The sequence below is a fragment of the Collinsella sp. An271 genome, from assembly GCF_002159695.1.
Taxonomy (GTDB): Bacteria; Actinomycetota; Coriobacteriia; order Coriobacteriales; family Coriobacteriaceae; genus Collinsella; species Collinsella ihumii.
The window spans coordinates 37,009-55,061 of the sequence record NZ_NFJE01000008.1; the positions used below are offsets into that span (position 1 = coordinate 37,009).

Annotated in this window: 11 protein-coding genes and 3 tRNA genes; 12 read left to right on the forward strand and 2 right to left on the reverse strand. The window is 65.8% G+C overall.

Annotated features, from left to right (window positions below; all coding sequences use genetic code 11):
- Nucleotides 1–188: 188 nt before the first annotated feature.
- A complete protein-coding gene (locus tag B5F74_RS08080; protein ID WP_087201516.1) occupies nt 189–4,610 on the reverse strand; it encodes an acyl-CoA dehydratase activase in 4,422 nt (1,473 codons plus the stop codon).
- Between the two features lie 261 nt (nt 4,611–4,871).
- Between B5F74_RS08080 and B5F74_RS08085 the strand changes: the two genes are divergently transcribed.
- The 5 genes from B5F74_RS08085 (at nt 4,872) to ispD (ending at nt 11,552) form a co-directional block, all read left to right on the forward strand.
- Nucleotides 4,872–5,819: a nucleoside hydrolase gene (locus B5F74_RS08085; protein WP_087201518.1), complete on the forward strand. Its 948-nt coding sequence runs from the start codon at nt 4,872–4,874 to the stop codon at nt 5,817–5,819.
- A 9-nt stretch (nt 5,820–5,828) separates the two neighbouring features.
- Nucleotides 5,829–6,716 (forward strand): ribokinase, encoded by an 888-nt coding sequence (locus tag B5F74_RS08090; protein WP_087201520.1) that lies wholly within the window; start codon nt 5,829–5,831, stop codon nt 6,714–6,716.
- A 198-nt stretch (nt 6,717–6,914) separates the two neighbouring features.
- Nucleotides 6,915–9,539, forward strand: a complete 2,625-nt coding sequence (locus B5F74_RS08095; protein WP_087201523.1) for an ATP-dependent Clp protease ATP-binding subunit — start codon at nt 6,915–6,917, stop codon at nt 9,537–9,539.
- Nucleotides 9,540–9,790: 251 nt separating this feature from the next.
- The gene (gene disA / locus B5F74_RS08100) at nt 9,791–10,852 is read left to right on the forward strand and encodes a DNA integrity scanning diadenylate cyclase DisA (protein WP_066829741.1); all 1,062 of its coding nucleotides are present in this window, start codon (nt 9,791–9,793) and stop codon (nt 10,850–10,852) included.
- 1 nt (nt 10,853) lies between these two features.
- Nucleotides 10,854–11,552: a 2-C-methyl-D-erythritol 4-phosphate cytidylyltransferase gene (gene ispD, locus B5F74_RS08105; protein WP_087201525.1), complete on the forward strand. Its 699-nt coding sequence runs from the start codon at nt 10,854–10,856 to the stop codon at nt 11,550–11,552.
- A gap of 87 nt (nt 11,553–11,639) precedes the next feature.
- Here ispD and B5F74_RS08110 read toward each other — a convergent pair whose 3' ends face one another.
- Nucleotides 11,640–12,362, reverse strand: a complete 723-nt coding sequence (locus tag B5F74_RS08110) for a gamma-glutamyl-gamma-aminobutyrate hydrolase family protein (protein WP_158095729.1) — start codon at nt 12,360–12,362, stop codon at nt 11,640–11,642.
- Nucleotides 12,363–12,747: 385 nt separating this feature from the next.
- On the opposite strand from B5F74_RS08110, the gene ispF reads away from it, so the two are divergent.
- The 7 genes from ispF (at nt 12,748) to B5F74_RS08145 (ending at nt 18,053) form a co-directional block, all read left to right on the forward strand.
- Complete coding sequence (gene ispF, locus B5F74_RS08115) at nt 12,748–13,254, forward strand: 2-C-methyl-D-erythritol 2,4-cyclodiphosphate synthase (protein WP_087201531.1); 507 nt, start codon at nt 12,748–12,750, stop codon at nt 13,252–13,254.
- Between the two features lie 114 nt (nt 13,255–13,368).
- Nucleotides 13,369–14,835, forward strand: coding sequence for a cysteine--tRNA ligase (gene cysS / locus B5F74_RS08120; protein ID WP_087201533.1), 1,467 nt, complete (start codon nt 13,369–13,371; stop codon nt 14,833–14,835).
- Between the two features lie 188 nt (nt 14,836–15,023).
- Nucleotides 15,024–15,983, forward strand: a complete 960-nt coding sequence (gene rlmB, locus B5F74_RS08125; RefSeq protein ID WP_087201535.1) for a 23S rRNA (guanosine(2251)-2'-O)-methyltransferase RlmB — start codon at nt 15,024–15,026, stop codon at nt 15,981–15,983.
- A 3-nt stretch (nt 15,984–15,986) separates the two neighbouring features.
- Nucleotides 15,987–16,676, forward strand: coding sequence for an NYN domain-containing protein (locus B5F74_RS08130; protein ID WP_066829727.1), 690 nt, complete (start codon nt 15,987–15,989; stop codon nt 16,674–16,676).
- Between the two features lie 571 nt (nt 16,677–17,247).
- Nucleotides 17,248–17,322, forward strand: a tRNA-Thr gene (locus tag B5F74_RS08135).
- Nucleotides 17,323–17,886: 564 nt separating this feature from the next.
- A tRNA-Tyr gene (locus tag B5F74_RS08140) sits at nt 17,887–17,968 on the forward strand.
- Nucleotides 17,969–17,977: 9 nt separating this feature from the next.
- Nucleotides 17,978–18,053: transfer RNA gene (locus B5F74_RS08145), tRNA-Thr, on the forward strand.

Genomic DNA, 18,053 nt, shown 5'->3' on the forward strand with positions numbered 1-18,053 from the left:
GGCCTTCTGCATGATTTGATTTGAAGAGTCGGGAAAACCGCACACGCATCGTGCTATTACCGCAGGATTCTGCAGCCCCTTGGCCGCGGTTTTGCCGGCGTCGGAAATCAAGTCGTGCAAAGGGCCGTATCTGCAGCACAATTCGCCCAGCCAGCCTCCATCATGCTGTTTACCGTGCGGCGCGGGCGTTACTGCTCGCGGGCCTCCATGATGAGCATCTGGAGGCGGTTCTCGATGTTCGCCTGGCTCGTGTCGGGATCGTAGTCGAGCGGCAGGATCGAGACGTCGGGATAGCGCTCCTTCAGGCTCTTGACGATGCCGCGTCCCACGATGTGGTTGGGCAGGCACCCGAACGGCTGCAGGATGATGAACGCGCGGCATCCCCGCTCGGCATGGTGCAGGATCTCCGCGGGGATGAGCACGCCCTCGCCCGCGTCGAACGTGTGATGGACGATGTCGTCGCTCGCGCGGACCAGCTCCGGCATGCGCTCGGGCGGCTCGTAGAGCGGGTGCTTGCAGGCGATGCGGTCGGCCGCGCTCTGGGCGAATTCGAACACGTCGTCGGACAGCGCCCATTCCGCCTTCTGCGCGAACGGCTTGTGGATGCCGTATTCGCGCACCTGAGCGTGCTTGTAGAAATACGTCTTGCGGATGACATCGGTCATGCGCGCCTCGATGACCTCGAAGCCGTTGCGCTCCAGGTACAGCTCGATGTCGCGGTTGGCGCCCGGATGGAAGTTGAGCAGGTATTCGCCGACGATCAGCACGGTCGGACGCGGATGGGAGCGGTCGATCTCCACCTCCGACATCACCTGGATGCCGCGGCGGAAGCCGGCGAGCCCTCCGCGCACGCCGCGCCGTTTGATGCCCTCCATCACGTGGTCGAGCGCGATTTCGAAGGCGCGATCGGACGCGCCGGGCTCCTTCTCATAGGGGCGCATCTTGCGCAGCAGCTCTTCGAGCGCGTCGATCATCGGCAGGCCGTGCGCGATGCGAAGCGCAGTGGCGGGGCTCATCTTGATGCCCGGGTGCAGGTTGTGGTCGTCGGCGGTATCGTTGGTGACGATGGGGATCTGCGCGAAGCCGGCGTCGTCGAGCGCCTTGCGCAGCAGGGCCGAATAGTGCGTAAGGCGGCAGTCGCCCACGTACTTGGCCATCATGACCGCGGTATGGTCCAGGTCGTAGCGCCCGCTCATGAGCGCGTCGAGCACCTCGCCGATCACGATCTGCGCGGGGAAGCAGATGTCGTTGTGCACGTAGCGCTTGCCCAGGCGGATGGCGTTCTCGCGGCCGAGGTCCAGCGAAGCCGTCTTCAGGCCCTGCTTGGCGAATGCGGCGGCCATGAGGCGCGAGAACGCATGCGAGGTGTTGGGCACGAGCACGGTATAGGTGTCGCGCTCCTCGCGGGTGAACTTGACGGGATACGGATCGGGAAGCTCGCGCACCTCATCCATATCGGCATCGCCGCGGGCGCGGCGGATGCGCGTCGTCTCCAGGAAGGAGCGGACGCGGATGCGCAGGGCGCCCTCGGCCGCGCTCTCATCGACTTTGAGCAGCAGGGGCCGTTTGGCCGAGACCTCGTGCATGAGGCGCGCCGCCTCGTCTGCCAGGTAGGCGTCATGGCCGCAGCCGAAGCTCGCGATCTGTGCGAACTCGAGGCAGTCGGTGCGCGCGGCGATGAGCGCGCACGACAGGATGCGCGCATGGTAGTTGTTGGCGATGTCCAGACGGCTTCGCGTGAGGTCGACCTCGCGCATGCCGGGAACGGAATCCGCGGTGAGCACGGGGACGCCCTGCTCGATGAACATGCCCGGCAGGTTGTGGTTGACCAGCGGGTCGGTTTGGTAGGGGCGCGCCGCCAGGACCACGCAGGTGCCGCTGCGCTCCTGAACCTGCTCGAGCACCTCCGCGCCGCGCGCCTCGAGCTCATCGGAGAACGTGGCCTGCGCGCGGTCGGCTTCCGCCAGGGCCTCGTGCGTCGCCTCGGCGGGGATGTTGAAGGTCGAGGCGAGGTACTGCACGAGCTGGTGCTCGCGGTCCTCGGCGGTGTACCAGTGGAACAGCGGGGAGTCGAAGGGGATGTCGAAGCGCTTGGCGGGGTTATCCGAGGAGCGGATGACCATGGGGTAGCCCTTGACCACCGCGCACATGGACTCGGCGGTCTCGGCGGTGCCCTCGGGCGCCACCGTGGTGATGATGGGCATGAAGATGCGGCCGACGTGCTTGTCCGCAAGATCGCGGATGTGCCCGTGCACGAGCTTCGCCGGGAAGCAGATGGTGTCGGAGCTCACGGCGGAAAGGCCGCGCTCGTACATCTTGTGCGAGCTCATGGCGGAGAGCACGACGGTGAAGCCGAGCGATTCGAGAAGCGCGGTCCAGAAGGGTGCCGAGTCCCAGATGGCGAGCACGCGCGGGATGCCGATGCGGATGCCGTTGTCGGGAAGGATCTGCTTGTGGTCGCGCTTGGCGAACAGCAGCCGCGTGCGCTCCTCGAACAGGTTGGGGACGTTCGAGATGGCCGCCGCGGCCTGCTTGGCGCGCTCGCGCACGGCGTGGTCGTGGGGGTCGCCGATGACCTCGCCGCGCGAGCAGCGGTTTCCGGTCACGTAGCGGTCTCCCGTCGAGAAGCTGATGATGGTGCGGTTGCAGTGGTTTCCGCAGAACGGGCAGGTCACGTTGCCCTCGCGCGTGAAGGTGAGGTCGCGGACGGCATCGAACCCGATGAAGGACGAGACCGGTTCCTCGGCCGCATCGCCCCGGGCGCCCTCGAGCTGCTCCTTGGCGAGCAGCGCGGCGCCGATCGCGCCCATCAGTCCGGGATAGGGGCTGCGCGTGACCTCGCGGCCGACGTACTGCTCGAAAGCGCGCAGCACGGCGTCGTTCGCGAACGTGCCACCCTGAACCACGATGTGCTCGCCCAGCGCATCCATGTTCGGCACGCGGACGACCTTGGTGAAGACGTTCTCGATGATGGAGCGGCACAGGCCGGCCATGATGTCGGCGGGCGTCTTGCCGTCGCGCTGCTCAGAGATCACGCTGCTCGTCATGAACACCGTGCACCGGCTTCCGAGCGCCGCGGGGCTGGTGGACGAGAAGGCCGTCGACGCGATGTCCTTGACCGGGATCTTGAGCGAGCGCGCGAAGTTCTCGAGGAACGAGCCGCAGCCCGACGAGCACGCCTCGTTGACGATGACGTCGGTGATGACGCCGCGGTCGACCCACATCGCCTTCATGTCCTGCCCGCCGATGTCCAGGATGAACGTCGCGTCGGGGCAGTAGGCGAGGGCCGCGCGGGCGTGCGCGACCGTCTCGACGGTGTGGTAGTCCGCGCCGAATGCGCGCGCGAACATCTGCTCGCCGTAGCCGGTGGTGCCCAGCGCGCGCACCTCGAGCGTCACGCCGCGGGAGGCGTAGCGGTCGCGAAGCTCGTTGATGGCCTCGCGGGCGACATCGATGGGCTCTCCCTGGTTCGAGGCGTAGAACGAGTCGATGGGCGTGCCGGATTCGTCGAGCAGCACGAGCTTGGTGGTCGTGCTGCCGGCGTCGATGCCCATATAGACCGGCAGCACGGCGCCGTCGATGAGCCGGGGCGGCTCGATGGGCTTGAGAGCGCAGCGCTCCTCGAACGCCCGGCGCTCCTCGTCGGATGAGAAGAACGGCGGAACCGCGGCATGGTGGCGCAGGGGGTGCTCGGCCATCCCGTCAAGGGAGGCCGCGACCTCCTCGAGATCGCGCGGCAGCCCCGCATCCTTCTCGTTTCCGCTGCGCGCGAGCCAAAGCGCCGCGCCGCGCGCCACGATCGTCTCGGAATGCTCGGGGATGATGACCTGGTCGGGGTCGAGCCCCAGGCGCTCGGCGAACACGCGCACGAGGGTGCGGTTGAACGTGAGCGGGCCGCCCTGGAACACCACGGGCGGATCGATATCCAGGCCTTGGGCGAGACCGCCGACCGTCTGCTTGACCAGGGCGTGGAACGTCGACAGGGCAATGTCCTCCTTGGCGACGCCCTGGTTGAGCAGCGGCTGGATGTCGGTCTTTGCGAAGACGCCGCATCGGCCCGAGATCTCGTAGACCGTGGTGCCGCGGGAGGCGAGGGACTCGAACTGCTCGGTGGCGACGCCCAGCACCGAGGCGATCTCATCGATGAACGCGCCCGTGCCGCCCGCGCACGTCCCGTTCATGCGCATGTCGTCCACGCGCGACGTGCCGTGATAGGGGTCGGTCTTGAAGAAGATCATCTTGGCGTCCTGGCCGCCGAGCTCGATGACGGTGCGCGCCTGCGGATACAGGGTCTGCACGGCGTTGGCGCCGGCGACGACCTCTTGGACGAAGGGGGCGCCGCACGCCTCGGCGATGGGGGCCGAACCCGATCCCGTGACCGCCAGCAGAAACCTCCTGCCCGGCATCTCGCGTGCGACCGCGCGCAGCGCAGATGCGGCGCACGCGGCTTGATGGGCGTGATGGCGCTCGTAGCTCGTGTAGAGCGCTTCATGCGTGGTCGGCTCGACGACGACCGCTTTGACCGTGGTCGATCCGATATCCAGGCCGAGCAGCAGGGCCTCGGACTCGCAGGCGTTCTCGTGAGAAGAGCAGATAGGGGATTGGGGCATACGGACGAAACCTTCAATAATCTGTTGAGAATCGATGGGACAGAAAAATGCTACCCAATTGCGCTCGAAATGAAAGGGGGTCCAGCAAAACTACTTAGGTACAGTACAATCTCGCGACGGAGCCGACGGACGCCCGTCTTGCGCCCCGCGGCAGGCGCCGGCATCCGCCATCGGGGACGAGTGCGTTCGGCGGATGCATCCGAGCCTGAGCCGGCGATTCGGGTACCAGTATTCTATATATGTCTTTGAGAGGGGAATACGATGGCCGATGCCAAGGACATCATCATCGACTGCGACCCGGGCCAGGACGACGCGGTGGCGCTCCTGCTCGCGGTGGGTGACCCGCGCGTCAACCTGCTCGGCGTGACCACCGTGGGCGGCAACCAGAGCCTGCCCAAGGTGACGCGCAACGCGCGCGCGGTGCTGGAAGCGGCCCATGCCCGGGATGTCTGCGTGCACGCCGGAAGCCCCCGTCCCCTGGTGCGCGGGCTGCGCGTCGCGGCGGAGGTCCACGGGGAGACGGGCCTTGACGGCGCCCGTCTGCCCGAGCCGGTGCGCCCGCTCGACGAGGGTCATGCCGTCGCATGGATCATCGAGACCGTCATGGCGCGCGAGCCGGGTACGGTGACGCTGGTCGCCCTAGGCCCGCTCACCAACATCGCGCTGGCGGCGCGCATGGAGCCGCGCATCGTCGAGCGGGTGCGCGAGGTCGTGCTCATGGGAGGCGCCGTTCGCGAGGGGAACGCCTCGCCGGTCGCCGAGTTCAACATCGCGACCGATCCCGAGGCGGCGCATATCGTGTTCCACGAGGCGTGGCCGCTCACCATGGTCGGCCTCGACGTGACGCATCAGGCGCTGTGCACGCCGGAGGTGCAGCGGCGCATCGCCGGGCTGGGCAGCGATATCGCGTCCCATGTGTGCGGCATGATGGATTTCTTCCGGCGCGCGTACCATGCCAACAGGGCCTTTCCGGACCCGCCCGTGCACGATCCGTGCGCCGTGGCCTATGTCATCGACCCCGGCGTCATGGAGGTGCGGCGCTGCCCGGTCGATATCGAGCTCGCCGGCACCGTGACGGCGGGCATGACCGTGGCGGATCTGCGCGGGCCCGAGCCCGACGCGCGTGCGTGCCATACGCAGGTCGGGCTACGGCTCGACGTCGAACGGTTTTGGAATCTGGTCGTCTCTGCCATCGAGGCAATCGGTTAGGAGCAGCTCATGGGACGAGTCATCGTGTTCGGCAGCCTCAACATGGACCTCAGCATCGCATGCGAGCGGATGCCACGGGCGGGCGAGACCATCACGGGCGGGGATTTCCTCATCGGTGCGGGCGGCAAGGGCGCCAACCAGGCGTCGGCCGCCGCGCGCATGGGCGCCGAGGTGCACATGATCGGGGCGGTCGGCGCCGACGTGTTCGGCGAGCGGCTCGTCGAGGGCCTGCGGGCGGACGGGGTCGGGTGCTCGCATGTGACCGAAGCGAAAGGGGCCACCACGGGCGTGGCGGTCATCACGCGCTGCGAGGGCGACAACCGCATCGTGCTCGACCCGGGGGCAAACCATCTGCTCGATGCCGATGCGGTCGCCCGGGCGCTCGACGGCCTGGTCGGCGGCGACGGAGCGGGATCGGTGTTCCTCGTCCAGCTGGAGTGCGACGTGGCGGCCACGCTGGCGGCCCTGGCGTGCGCCCACCGGCGCGGCATGTGCACGGTGTTCAACCCGGCTCCGGCGCGCGAGCTGCCCGTCGAGGTGTGGCGGAACGTCGACGTCGCGTGCCTGAACGAGACCGAGTGCGAGGTCATCACGGGCACGGCTCCCGTGGACGACGAGAGCGCGCTTTGTGCGATGGAGCTCATGAGGGCGTGGGGCGTGCGCACCGTCGCGCTGACGCTCGGCGCCAAGGGGTCGTTGGTGCTCGGCGACGGCGGCCTGATTCGATCCGTGCCGCCGAAGGTCGAGGTGGTCGACACCACGGGTGCCGGAGACACCTACATCGGCGCGCTGGTCACCGGCCTTGCCGCCGGCCTTCCGCTGGAGCAGATCATATCCCGTGCAACCGAGGCGTCGGCTCTCGCCACGACCTATCTGGGCGCCCGCCCGCCCGCATAACGGGTCGGTTGGGGACGGGTTCGTTTCAACCCATGCCGACGCGACCGGCGCCGATCGCCCCGTTCGTTAAGCCGTCGAGGAGTTTTAGCCGGTGTTTCCGCGGGCTTCTTTTAAAAATTCACGTTTCGGTTAAGATAGTGCAACTTTGGGTACCACACTGGTCGAACGAACAAGTGTTAGCACGTAAGAGGTATTCGCATGCTAGATCGATTCACCGACCGTGCACGGCGCGTCATGTCCTTGGCCAAGGAGGAAGCGCTGGCACAGAATTCCACGAAGGTGGGCACCGAGCACCTGCTGCTCGCGCTCGCCAAGGAGCAGGAGGGCATCGCCGCGGAGGCGCTGCGCTCCCTCGATATCAGCTACGACGACATCTTGACGCAGCTCAAGGAGATCCGCACCACGGTTCCCGATGAGGAGCAGCCCGCGGAGGCCGCCAAGCTCGCGTTCACCCCGCGCGTCATCTCGGTCATGGAGCGCTCCTTCCGCCTGGCGCGCGAGAACAACCAGACCTACGTGTCGACCGAGCACCTGCTGCTCGGCGTGGTCGACGAGGGCGACGGCATGGGCATGGACATCCTCCAGCGCCTGGGCGTGTCCGCGGCCGCGGTGCGCGGCGCGGTGGACAAGCTCACGTCGAAGGACCAGGGGCGCAAGCGCCCCATGGCGGGCTCGGCATCCGGGCGTCCCGGTGCGGGCCTGCCGTTCTTCTCGGGCGAGTCGGCGCGCGCCGACGACGCGAACGCCAGCACGCTCGCCCAGTTCGGCACGAACCTCACCGCGCAGGCGCGCGAGGGCAAGCTCGACCCGGTCATCGGGCGCGAGAAGGAGATCTCCCGCATGATGGAGATCCTTTCCCGCCGCACCAAGAACAACCCCTTGATCCTGGGCGATCCGGGCGTGGGCAAAACGGCCATCGTTGAGGGCCTGGCCCAGCAGATCGCTTCGGGCGACGTGCCGGAGAACCTCGTCAACATGAACATCTGGACGCTCGACCTGCCGGGCCTTGTCGCGGGCGCCAAGTACCGCGGCGAGTTCGAGGAGCGCCTGAAGAACGTCATCCAGGAGGCCACCGAGGCCGACGACATCATCCTGTTCATCGATGAGATGCACACGCTGATCGGCGCCGGCTCCGCCGAGGGCTCCATCGACGCGAGCTCCATGCTCAAGCCGGTGCTCGCGCGCGGCTCGTTCCAGATCATCGGAGCGACCACGGCCGAAGAGTTCCGCAAGTACCTCACCAAGGACCCCGCGTTTGAGCGCCGCTTCCAGCCGATCGACGTCGAGGAGCCGAGCGTCGAGGACACCATCAAGATCCTGAACGCCTTGCTGCCCCGCTACGAGGAGCACCACCACGTGCGCTACACGCCCGCGGCGGTCGAGGCGGCGGCCAACCTGTCGTCCCGCTACATCCAGGATCGCTTCCTGCCCGATAAGGCCATCGACCTGATCGACGAGGCCGGCGCCCGCGCCCGCATCGCGGCCAATCGCGCCCCCGAGCCGGTTCGCGCCGCCGAGGCGCACGTCGGCGAGCTCAAGGCAGCGGTCGAGGCGGCCACGAAGGACGACGACATGAACCGCGCCGCCGAGCTCAAGGAGCAGCAGCACGCCGCCGAGATCGAGCTGTCCGAGGCCCGTGCCGCCTGGAACGCCGAGATGGACGCGAGCCCGCTTGCCATCGACGTGCCGCAGATCGCCGACATCGTGTCCGCGACCTCGGGAGTGCCGGTGTCCTCGCTGACCGAGGACGAGTCCCGTCGTCTGCTCGCCTGCGAGGACGTGCTCAAGACCCGCATCATCGGCCAGGACGAGGCGGTGCACGCGGTGGCCAAGGCAATCCGCCGCTCGCGCTCGCCGCTCAAGGACCCGCGCCGCCCGGGCGGCTCGTTCATCTTCCTCGGCCCCACGGGCACGGGCAAGACCGAACTCGCCAAGACGCTCGCCGAGCACCTGTTCGGCAGCAAGGACGCGCTGATCAGCTTTGACATGAGCGAGTTCGCCAGCGAGTACGAGGTCTCCAAGCTTATCGGTAGCCCTCCGGGATACGTGGGCCACGAGGAGGGCGGCCAGCTCACCAAGGCCGTGCGCCGGCATCCGTACTCCGTCGTGCTGTTCGATGAGATCGAGAAGGCGCACCCGGACATCTTCAACGTGCTGCTGCAGGTGCTCGACGAGGGCCGTCTGACCGATGGCCAGGGCAAGACCGTCGACTTCCGCAACACCGTGATCATCATGACGTCCAACGTGGGCGCGCGCGAGATCGCGCAGGACGCGAGCGTGGGCTTTGGCACCACCGGCGAGACCGGGCTTTCCGCCAAGGAGATCAAGAGCCGCGCCATGGGCGAGCTCAAGCGCCTGTTCAGGCCCGAGTTCTTGAACCGTATCGACGACATCGTAGTCTTCCAGAAGCTTGCGGGAGAGTCGCTCACCAAGATCGCCGAGCTTCTCGTGGACGACCTGCGCCAGCGCCTGATCGCCAACGGCATGAACATCGTGCTGACCGATGCCGCCATCGCCAAGATCGTGGCCGAGGGCACCGACCTCACCAACGGCGCCCGTCCGCTGCGCCGCGCCATCCAGCGCCTCATCGAGGATCCTTTGAGCGAGGAGCTGCTGGCGGGCGAGTGGCGCGAGGGAGACACGGTGCTCACCGATGTCGTGGACGACGAGTTCGTCTTCAGCCACGGCACGGGCGAGATTCCGGCTCCGCGGGCGACCGGCGTGCTGGGCGCGTCATTCGAGCCCGCGCCGCGCAGCGGCTCGGCGGGCGCCCGGAACTCTTCGGGCACCGCACGGCAGCTGGGCGCCGGGGCGCGCTCGTAGGGTTCGGGAACCGGCCCGCGCCCTCCTCAAAATCCTGAATAGGGTGACCTATCGAACGGCGTCCGCCATCGCGGGCGCCGTTTTCGTTGCGGAGCGCGCCAGCGTGCGGATGTGGTCGGGGACCTACGGCGACCTAGGCAACCTTGGTGGTGACATTTTTCTGTTTAACTTTGTAAAACGTTGTCGCAAAGCGGTGGTATCCATGAGAAAATATTTGCATGACTGAGAATGCGAGCAGATGGAGTAGCACATTGGATAAAAACGAGATTCAAAAGCGCATGGACCAGGCCATCAGGCTGACCGCTCCCGGTCAGCCCATCAGGACCGCCCTTGACATGATCATCGCCGGGCATCTCGGCGCCCTGATCTGCGTCGGCGATACCGAAAACGTGCTCGCCGCCGGCAACGACGGCTTTCCGCTGAACATCTCGTTTACCTCCAACCGCCTGTTCGAGCTTTCCAAGATGGACGGCGCGGTCGTGATCGACGAGGATCTGTCGCACATCCTGCGCGCCAACTTCCACCTCAATCCGGATTCCTCCATCACCACGAGTGAGACGGGCATGCGCCATCGCACGGCCGCCCGCATGAGCGTGCTGACCGACGCCATCATGATTTCGGTGTCGTCCCGCCGTTCGGTGGTGAACGTCTACGTCAAGGGCAAGGCCTACGAGATCCAGCCCGTCGGCATCATCATGAGCTCGGTCAACCAACTCATCGCCACGCTGCAGACCACGCGCGCCTCGCTCGACAAATCGCTGGTCCGCCTGACCGCCCTTGAGCTGGACGACTACGTCACGCTCGCCGACATCACCGGCATCTTCTCGAGTTTCGAGATCATGCAGCAGGCCAAAGAGGAGCTTCGCAGCTGCATCGTCAAGCTCGGCAACCAGGGCAAGCTGGTCCAGATGCAGATGGAGCAGCTCGCCGGCGAGAGCATGGATACCGAATACGACCTCATGATCCGCGACTACGCGAGCGATTCTTCGGAGGAGAACGCGCGTCGCATCCGTGAGCGCTTCAGCTCCATGACGCCCGAGGAGCTCTCCAATCCCGCGCGCGTCGCCGACGCGCTCGGTTTCGACGACCTGGATGAGGATTCCGTCATGACGCCGCTCGGCCTGCGCACCCTTTCGCGCGTGTCGGTGGTGCGCGACGGTGTGGCCGAGAAGATCGTCGACGAATACGGCTCGCTGCAGGAGCTCATGGGCGATATCCAGAAGGACCCCGAGCGCCTGGGCGACTTCGGCGTCAACAACCCTGCGATCCTGGCCGATTCCCTGGCGCGCATGCAGGGCAAGCAGGGTGCCTGACATGGGCGACGTGTGCGCGGTCATCGTTGCCGGCGGATCGGGGCAGCGTTTCGGCAACCCCGGCGGCAAGCAGCTCATCGATGCCGCGGGACGTCCGCTCATGACCTGGTCGCTTCTGGCGTTTGACGCCGCGCCCTCGGTCGGCCATATCGTGGTGGTCTGCCCGGCTGGGCGCACCGAGGAGGTGCGCCGCCGCGCGGTCGATCCGTTCGATCTCACGGTGCCCGTGAGTTTTGCCCCCGCGGGCGATACCAGGCAGGATTCCACGCGCTCCGGTCTGGCGGAGGTGCCTGAGACCTGCGATTTCGTGGCGATCCATGATGGCGCACGCCCCCTCATCACCCCGGAGGTCATCGAAGGCGCGGTGCGCGTCCTGCGTGAGGACGCCGAACTCGACGGCGTGGTGTGCGGACAGCCCGCCGTCGACACGCTCAAGCTCGTCGAAGACGGAATGATTCTCGACACGCCCGATCGAAGCCGCTTCTGGACCGTTCAGACGCCCCAGATCTTCCGCGTCGAGGCGCTCCGCCGTGCCGAGGACGCCGTGCGCGCGGAGGGCTTCGTGGGCACCGACGACGCATCGATCGTCGAGCGCGCCGGCGGCCGCGTCCGCTGCGTCGAGGCTCCGCGCGACAACCTGAAGGTCACGTTGCCCGAAGACCTGCCCTTGGTTGAATTCCTGCTGCGCTCTCGCGGCTGATCGATGGGTTGCTTGGGGACGGGTCCGTTTCAACCCATCCCGCCGTCCCGGTTCGGCGCTTTTTCATGAACGCCGTCTAGTGCTCCCTTAACCTTGCGCGCGCTCCACGAGGTCGGTAAACAGTCCGAGCATGCGCGGTTCGCTTTCGAGCAGCTCTTCAGGGTGCCATTGGACCAAAACGATCTGGCCGTCTGCAGATTCCAGTGCTTCGGGGATGCCGTCTGAGGTACGGGCGATCACGGTAAGACCGCGTCCCGCTTCTTTGACGCATTGGTGGTGGAGGGTGTTGGTGTACAGCGAGGTGGTACCGAGGATGCGTGCCACACGGCTTGCAGCGTCGATGTCGATGCGGTGCATCAGGTAGTCGCGGTTTTGCTTCTGGGCATGCAGCAGATGCCGGGGGTTCGCGTAAGCGAGGTCTTGGTACAGACTGCCTCCCAGGGCGACGTTGACAAGCTGCAGGCCACGGCAGATGCCGAGTATGGGAAGGCCCAACTCGAGGGCACGCATGCAGGCCGTCATCCAAAGTCGGTCGGTGTGCAGGTCGACTTCGCCCAGCTCGGGCAGGGGATCTTCGTGGTAGAGACGCGGATCGACGTCGATGCCTCCCGGCAGGAGCAATCCCTGGCAGCAGGCGAGAGGCCTGTCCACGTCATCGATGCCCGTCGTGGCGGGGATGATCAGCGGCACACCGCCGCCTCGCTGGACGGCCGCACAGTACGCGGCGTTGGTGAAGTCGCGCATGACGGGGACGTTTCCGCTCGCGTCGATCGTGCGCATGCCGAGAATGCCGATGACCGGCCGATCCATAGGGCTCTCCTTTGGCGGTTGAGTGCAACAAGCCAAACCGAGCTCTCGCGTCGGTTGGCCGCGCACCATGGTAGCAAGTTTGGTGTGCGATGTGGGTGCGATGGGCAGTGGTATGCCGCACCCCGCCATCGCTCGCTTTTCATGAAAAAGTGCGATGTCAGAAATCGCTTTCCTGGGCAAACGCCGAAAACGGTGTCCTTCGTTCATAAAAAACCGGGGAGCTGAAGTTCGGTCAGTCCAGGCTGCGCCGGCTGCGAGCGACCGGTGTGAAAGCGAGCGGTCGATACCCTATGCAATCGTGTCCTCACTCGGGGCCTTCCGGCAAACCTTCGCCTGCTGAGGTATGATGCTGGCAACGCAAACCGAGCAGGAAGGCAATCGCGCCATGCAGCAGCCCGCACTTCGCATAGGACACGGCTACGATGTTCACCGTCTGGTGGAAGGACGCCGCTGCATCATCGGTGGCGTGGACATCCCGTACGAGAAGGGCCTGCTCGGCCATTCGGACGCCGACGTGCTCGCTCACGCGCTGGCAGACGCGATTCTCGGCGCCTGCCGAGGAGGCGACATCGGGAAGCTATTCCCCGACACGGATCCCGCGTACGAGGGCGCGGACTCGCTTGTGCTGCTTTCGCGCGTCATGGAGTTCGCACGCGAGCGCGGCTACGAATTCGTCGATGCCGACTGCACCATTGCGGCGCAGGCGCCCAAGATCACGCCGCATCGCGACGCGATGCGCGCCAACCTCGCCCGCGCGCTCGGCGTCGATGTCGAGCAGGTGGGCGTGAAGGCGACGACCACCGAGAAGCTTGGCTGGGAAGGCGAGGGCGCCGGCATCGGCGCCTGGGCCGTGTGTCTGCTCGAGCGATGTAGCTCCCGCGACCGGGCCTAGGAGCCGGCGCATCGCCTGCCCCGAAGACCCCATCTCCGACCGACCGCACGACGGACGGGCGAGGTGCCGCATCGCGCCTCGCCGTCTTTGGACCTCCCTGAGAGGATGTTTGCCATGAAGATCTACAACAGCAAGACCCATACCAAAGAAGGGTTCCAGCCCATCGAGGCGGGCAAGGTGCGCATGTACGTGTGCGGCCCCACCGTCTACGACAACATCCACATCGGCAACGCGCGCACGTTCATCTCCTTCGACGTCATCCGCCGCTGGCTGATCGCCTCCGGGTTCGAGGTCACGTTCGCGCAGAACCTCACCGATGTGGACGACAAGATCATCAACCGCGCGAACGAGCAGGGCCGTACGGCCGAGGACGTGGCGAGCGAGTTCTCCGAGAAGTTCATCGCGGTCATGCACAAGGCCAACGTGATGGATCCCGACATCCGTCCGCGCGCCACCAAGGAGATCGGCCCCATGATCGGCATGATCAAGACGCTCATCGAGCAGGGTCACGCCTATGCGGCCGATAACGGCGACGTGTACTTCGCGGTCCGTAGCGACCCCAGCTACGGCGAGGTTTCCGGTCGCAAGATCGACGACCTGATGGTCGGCGCGCGCATCGAGGAGAACGAGGACAAGAACGATCCGCTGGACTTCGCCCTGTGGAAGGCCGCCAAGCCGGGCGAGCCCATGTGGAACTCCCCGTGGGGCAAGGGGCGCCCCGGCTGGCATACCGAGTGCGCCGCGATGGTGCACCGCTACCTGGGCACGCCGATCGATATCCACGGCGGCGGCTCCGACCTCGCCTTCCCGCATCATGAGAACGAGTGCGCGCAGGCCTCGTGCGCGTGGCATCAGGGCTTTGCCAACACCTGGATGCACACGGGCATGCTGCTTGTGGACGGCGAGAAGATGTCGAAGTCGCTCGGCAACTTCTTCACGCTCGAGGAGGTGCTCGAGAAGCACTCCGCGGCGGCGCTTCGCCTGCTCATGCTGCAGACGCACTACCGCAGCCCGCTCGACTTCAGCTGGGAGCGTCTCGAGGGCGCGGAGAACTCGCTCGCGCGCATCGCGGGAACGGTGAACAACCTCAAGTGGGCTGCCGACCACGCGGAGGGCGAGGCGGACGCCCAGCGCGCGGCCGCGCTCGTTGCCGCGACCGAGAGAGCTTCCGCGGAGTTCGAGTCCTGCATGAACGACGATTTCAACACTGCCGGTGCGCTCGCTGCGTACTTCCAGTTGGTGACGGAGGCGAACACCTATCTCGACCAGGCCGGCTCCGCCGTGGACGAGGAGGCGGCGACCGTGTGCGCCGTGTCCATCGCGGGCGCGTTCGCGATCCTGGGCATCGAGCTGCCGAAGCCGGAAGAGGAGCTGCCGGTCGGCCTGCTCGGCGTCGCCGCCGGGCTTGTCGGCTATACGGGCGATGACGTCGACGAGGCCGCGGAGAAGATCCTTGCCGCCCGTGCCGAGGCGCGCGCAGCCAAGAATTGGGAGCTTGCCGACGCGATTCGCGACCAGCTTCGCGACATGGGCCTCATGATCGAGGACACCGCCGCGGGATCGCGCATCAAGCACCTCTAGCGTCACCTTTTGGGACGGGGCCATCTTTAATCATCTGCGAGCAGGGGTTTCGATTGCGAAGCCCCTGCCGTCCTTTTAGGGCTCCGACGTCGTTCCCAACCGTGGAACATCTGCGCAACGTGCCGGCGTCGAGGACGTCTCATCTATACTGCAAGGTCGAATAACGATGAGAGTCAGATGGGAGCCGCATGGCACGACAGCAGAACAACAAGGGACAGCGCCCCGAAGCTCGCGGAGGGCGCGGTGCGAACCGCAAGGGGCCCGAAAGGCAGCGCGAGGCCGCTGGGCGACAGCGCCCGGGCGGACGCAGCCAGGCGCATCCCGGCAAGGGCGGCCAGCGCTCCGGGGGAGCGACGCGCCCTGCTCGCGCGGCCCAGCCCGCCCATGCACCGGCGGGCTCGTATCTCGAAGGCCGCCGCGCAGCCATCGAGGCGCTGCGCACGGGTTATCCCGTCAAGCGCGCGCTGGTTGCGGAGAGCTCGAGTAAAGACGTCGTCCTGACGCAGATCATCGAGGCGTTGCGCTCGGTGAACGCGCCTGTCAGCTACGTTGCCCGCGAGCAGCTCGATGCCATCTCGAGCCATGGTGCGCATCAGGGCATCGTGCTCGAGGTCGGCTCGTACCCGTACGCCGACCTGTCGGACATCATCGCGCGCGCCGGCGACGGTCCGGCGCTGGTGCTCGTGCTCGACCATGTGACCGACGCGGGCAATTTCGGTGCAATCGTGCGCTCGGCCGAGGTCGTCGGCGCCGCGGGCGTCGTCATCGCGAACAAGCGCGCCGCCGAGGTCACGGTTGCGACCTATAAGACGAGCGCGGGCGCGGTCATGCATCTGCCGATCGCCCAGGTTCCCAACATCGCGCGTGCGCTCGAGGACCTCAAGGAGGCCGGTTTTTGGGCGTGCGGTGCTTCCGAACGCGCCGAGCAGGTGTGCTGGGACGCTCCGCTCGAGGGCCGGGTCGCGCTCGTCATGGGCTCAGAGGGCGAGGGCATCTCCCGCCTGGTGCTCCAGACGTGCGATTTCCTGACCAAGCTTCCCCAGCGCGGTGAGACCGAGAGCCTGAATGTCGCCCAGGCGGCGACTGCCCTCAGCTTCGAGTGGATGCGCCGCAACCGCGCCGTGCTCGTTGACGGGGCGGGCGAGTAGCCCATGACCAAGAAGAACCGGGCCAAGGCCAAGGCGAAGCGCTTCGGCGAGGGATCGGCGCAAAAGTTCGTCGATGCGAGCACCTACGGCGTGGGCAACGCGTTCGCCTCGGCCTTCTCGACGCCCGACGTGCCGCGCGGGTCGAACGTGAGCGGGAAGCGCGAGCTTCTGGTCGTAGACGGCTACAACGTCATCCATGCGACGCCGCGCTACGAGCAGCTTATCTTCGACAAGTCGGACGACCCCTATTCGCACGATGTGTACGACCGCGCGCGCACGGCGCTGATCGCCGACGTCGCGGCGTTTGCCGGTCGCCGCTACGAACCGGTCATCGTGTTTGACGGCGCCGGCAACGTTTCGGCCGACCGGCCCAATCTGCCGCAGGCGGGCGTGCGCATCGAGTTCTCTCCCACAGGTGTATCGGCCGACACGGTGGTTCAACAGCTGTGCACCGATGCCCGTGAGGCGGGCCGTGCGTGCACGGTGGTTACCAGCGACGGCACGATCCAGGCGACCGTGATGGGGAAGGGCGTGGCGCGCATCTCGGCCCGCATCTTCGTGGAGGAGCTTCGTCACGTCGACGAAGATGTGCGCGAGGCGGAGGAGGCCCCCAAGATCAAGATGACGCTGGGAGGACGCCTGTCGCCCGAGTCTCTCGCGCGTCTGGAGGCGCTCCGCAACAGCTTCCGATAGGAAATGGGTTGGTTGGGGACGGGTTCGTTTCGACCCATTTTGCCGGCCCGTTGGCATGGCGGAATTCCATGTATAAAGCCCTGATAAACCCGCAGGTGGCGAGAAATCCCGTGCATAAAAATCGCCCGAAGTAAAACCCACCGGAGACATAGGCTGAGTTTGTCACTGTTTTTCGGTGCCCTTTCCCCACATGCGGCATACCCCTCGACATTCTCCCAGCTGTTTTCTGCGGAAACGTCGGGGGCTGTGGCGCATGTGGAGGAGCGACACCGAAAAACAGTGACAAACTCGTATACACGGTTTTCGGGCGGTTCGCTGGGGCGATCGCTTCGCACAAGAGCTCAAGCCGCTACGCCTCCAGCCGCCAGACACGGTTGGTTGAGGACGTGTTCGCTTCAACCTATCTGTCGCGGATTGACGGGGACGTTGCCCGCACTCTTTCATAACCCCCGTTGGACCGCTGCGAGTATGGTGGAGCAGCGGAAGTTATTCTGGGATGACGCTTCAAAGTCTTGCCGGATTCGAGGGGTTTCAGTATCCTGAAGAAGCTTCGCGCGCAAGCGCCAAGCGTGCCAGCGTGGCTCAACGGTAGAGCAAATGATTTGTAATCATTGGGTTGCGGGTTCGATTCCTGTCGCTGGCTCCATAGAAAACAGCAGGTCAGACACGGTAAACGGTCTGGCCTGTTTCTTTTTGTTGCCAGTGTTAATAAGAAGTGCCAGTAAATCGCCAGGAAACGGTCATGAACCAGTCATGAAATCGAGGCGGATACGGAACGCTGAACCTACGTCGGGGGAGCTCGAACATCGAAGCCGGGCTTACCAGTCGGTCGAGCGTCCCTCTGTCACTTGCGCCCATCCCTAATGGCAGAGGGCAGGCCGTGGGAGACGGGCGCGGGCGACGGGATGGGTTGAAATGAACCCGTCCCCAAACAACCCATCCCAGGCGCAGAAGCAGAAGGGGTATCCCCAGTTTGCAAAAGTGCAAGCGGAAGGTACGTCCCCAATTTGCACTTGTCAGGAATCCTGCGTCTTCACAAGCTCACCATGATAAAGTGCCACTAAAACCGCAGGTCAAGGCCTATGTGGCACAAATAGGATACGCCCGGTGGCGTGTATTAAGCAACTTTGCGTTGACATCCGGCCCCCTAGCGTCGTAATATCCTTCCTGCGCAACGGAGCGGCCAGCCGTTCCGAGCGCGTGAACACATGGGAGTTTGCCCGAGTGGTTAATGGGGACGGGCTGTAAACCCGTTGGCTATGCCTACATAGGTTCGAATCCTATAGCTCCCACCCGTTCACGCCTGTGTAGCTCAGTCGGTAGAGCACCTCGTTGGTAACGAGGAGGTCACCGGTTCAAGTCCGGTCGCAGGCTCCA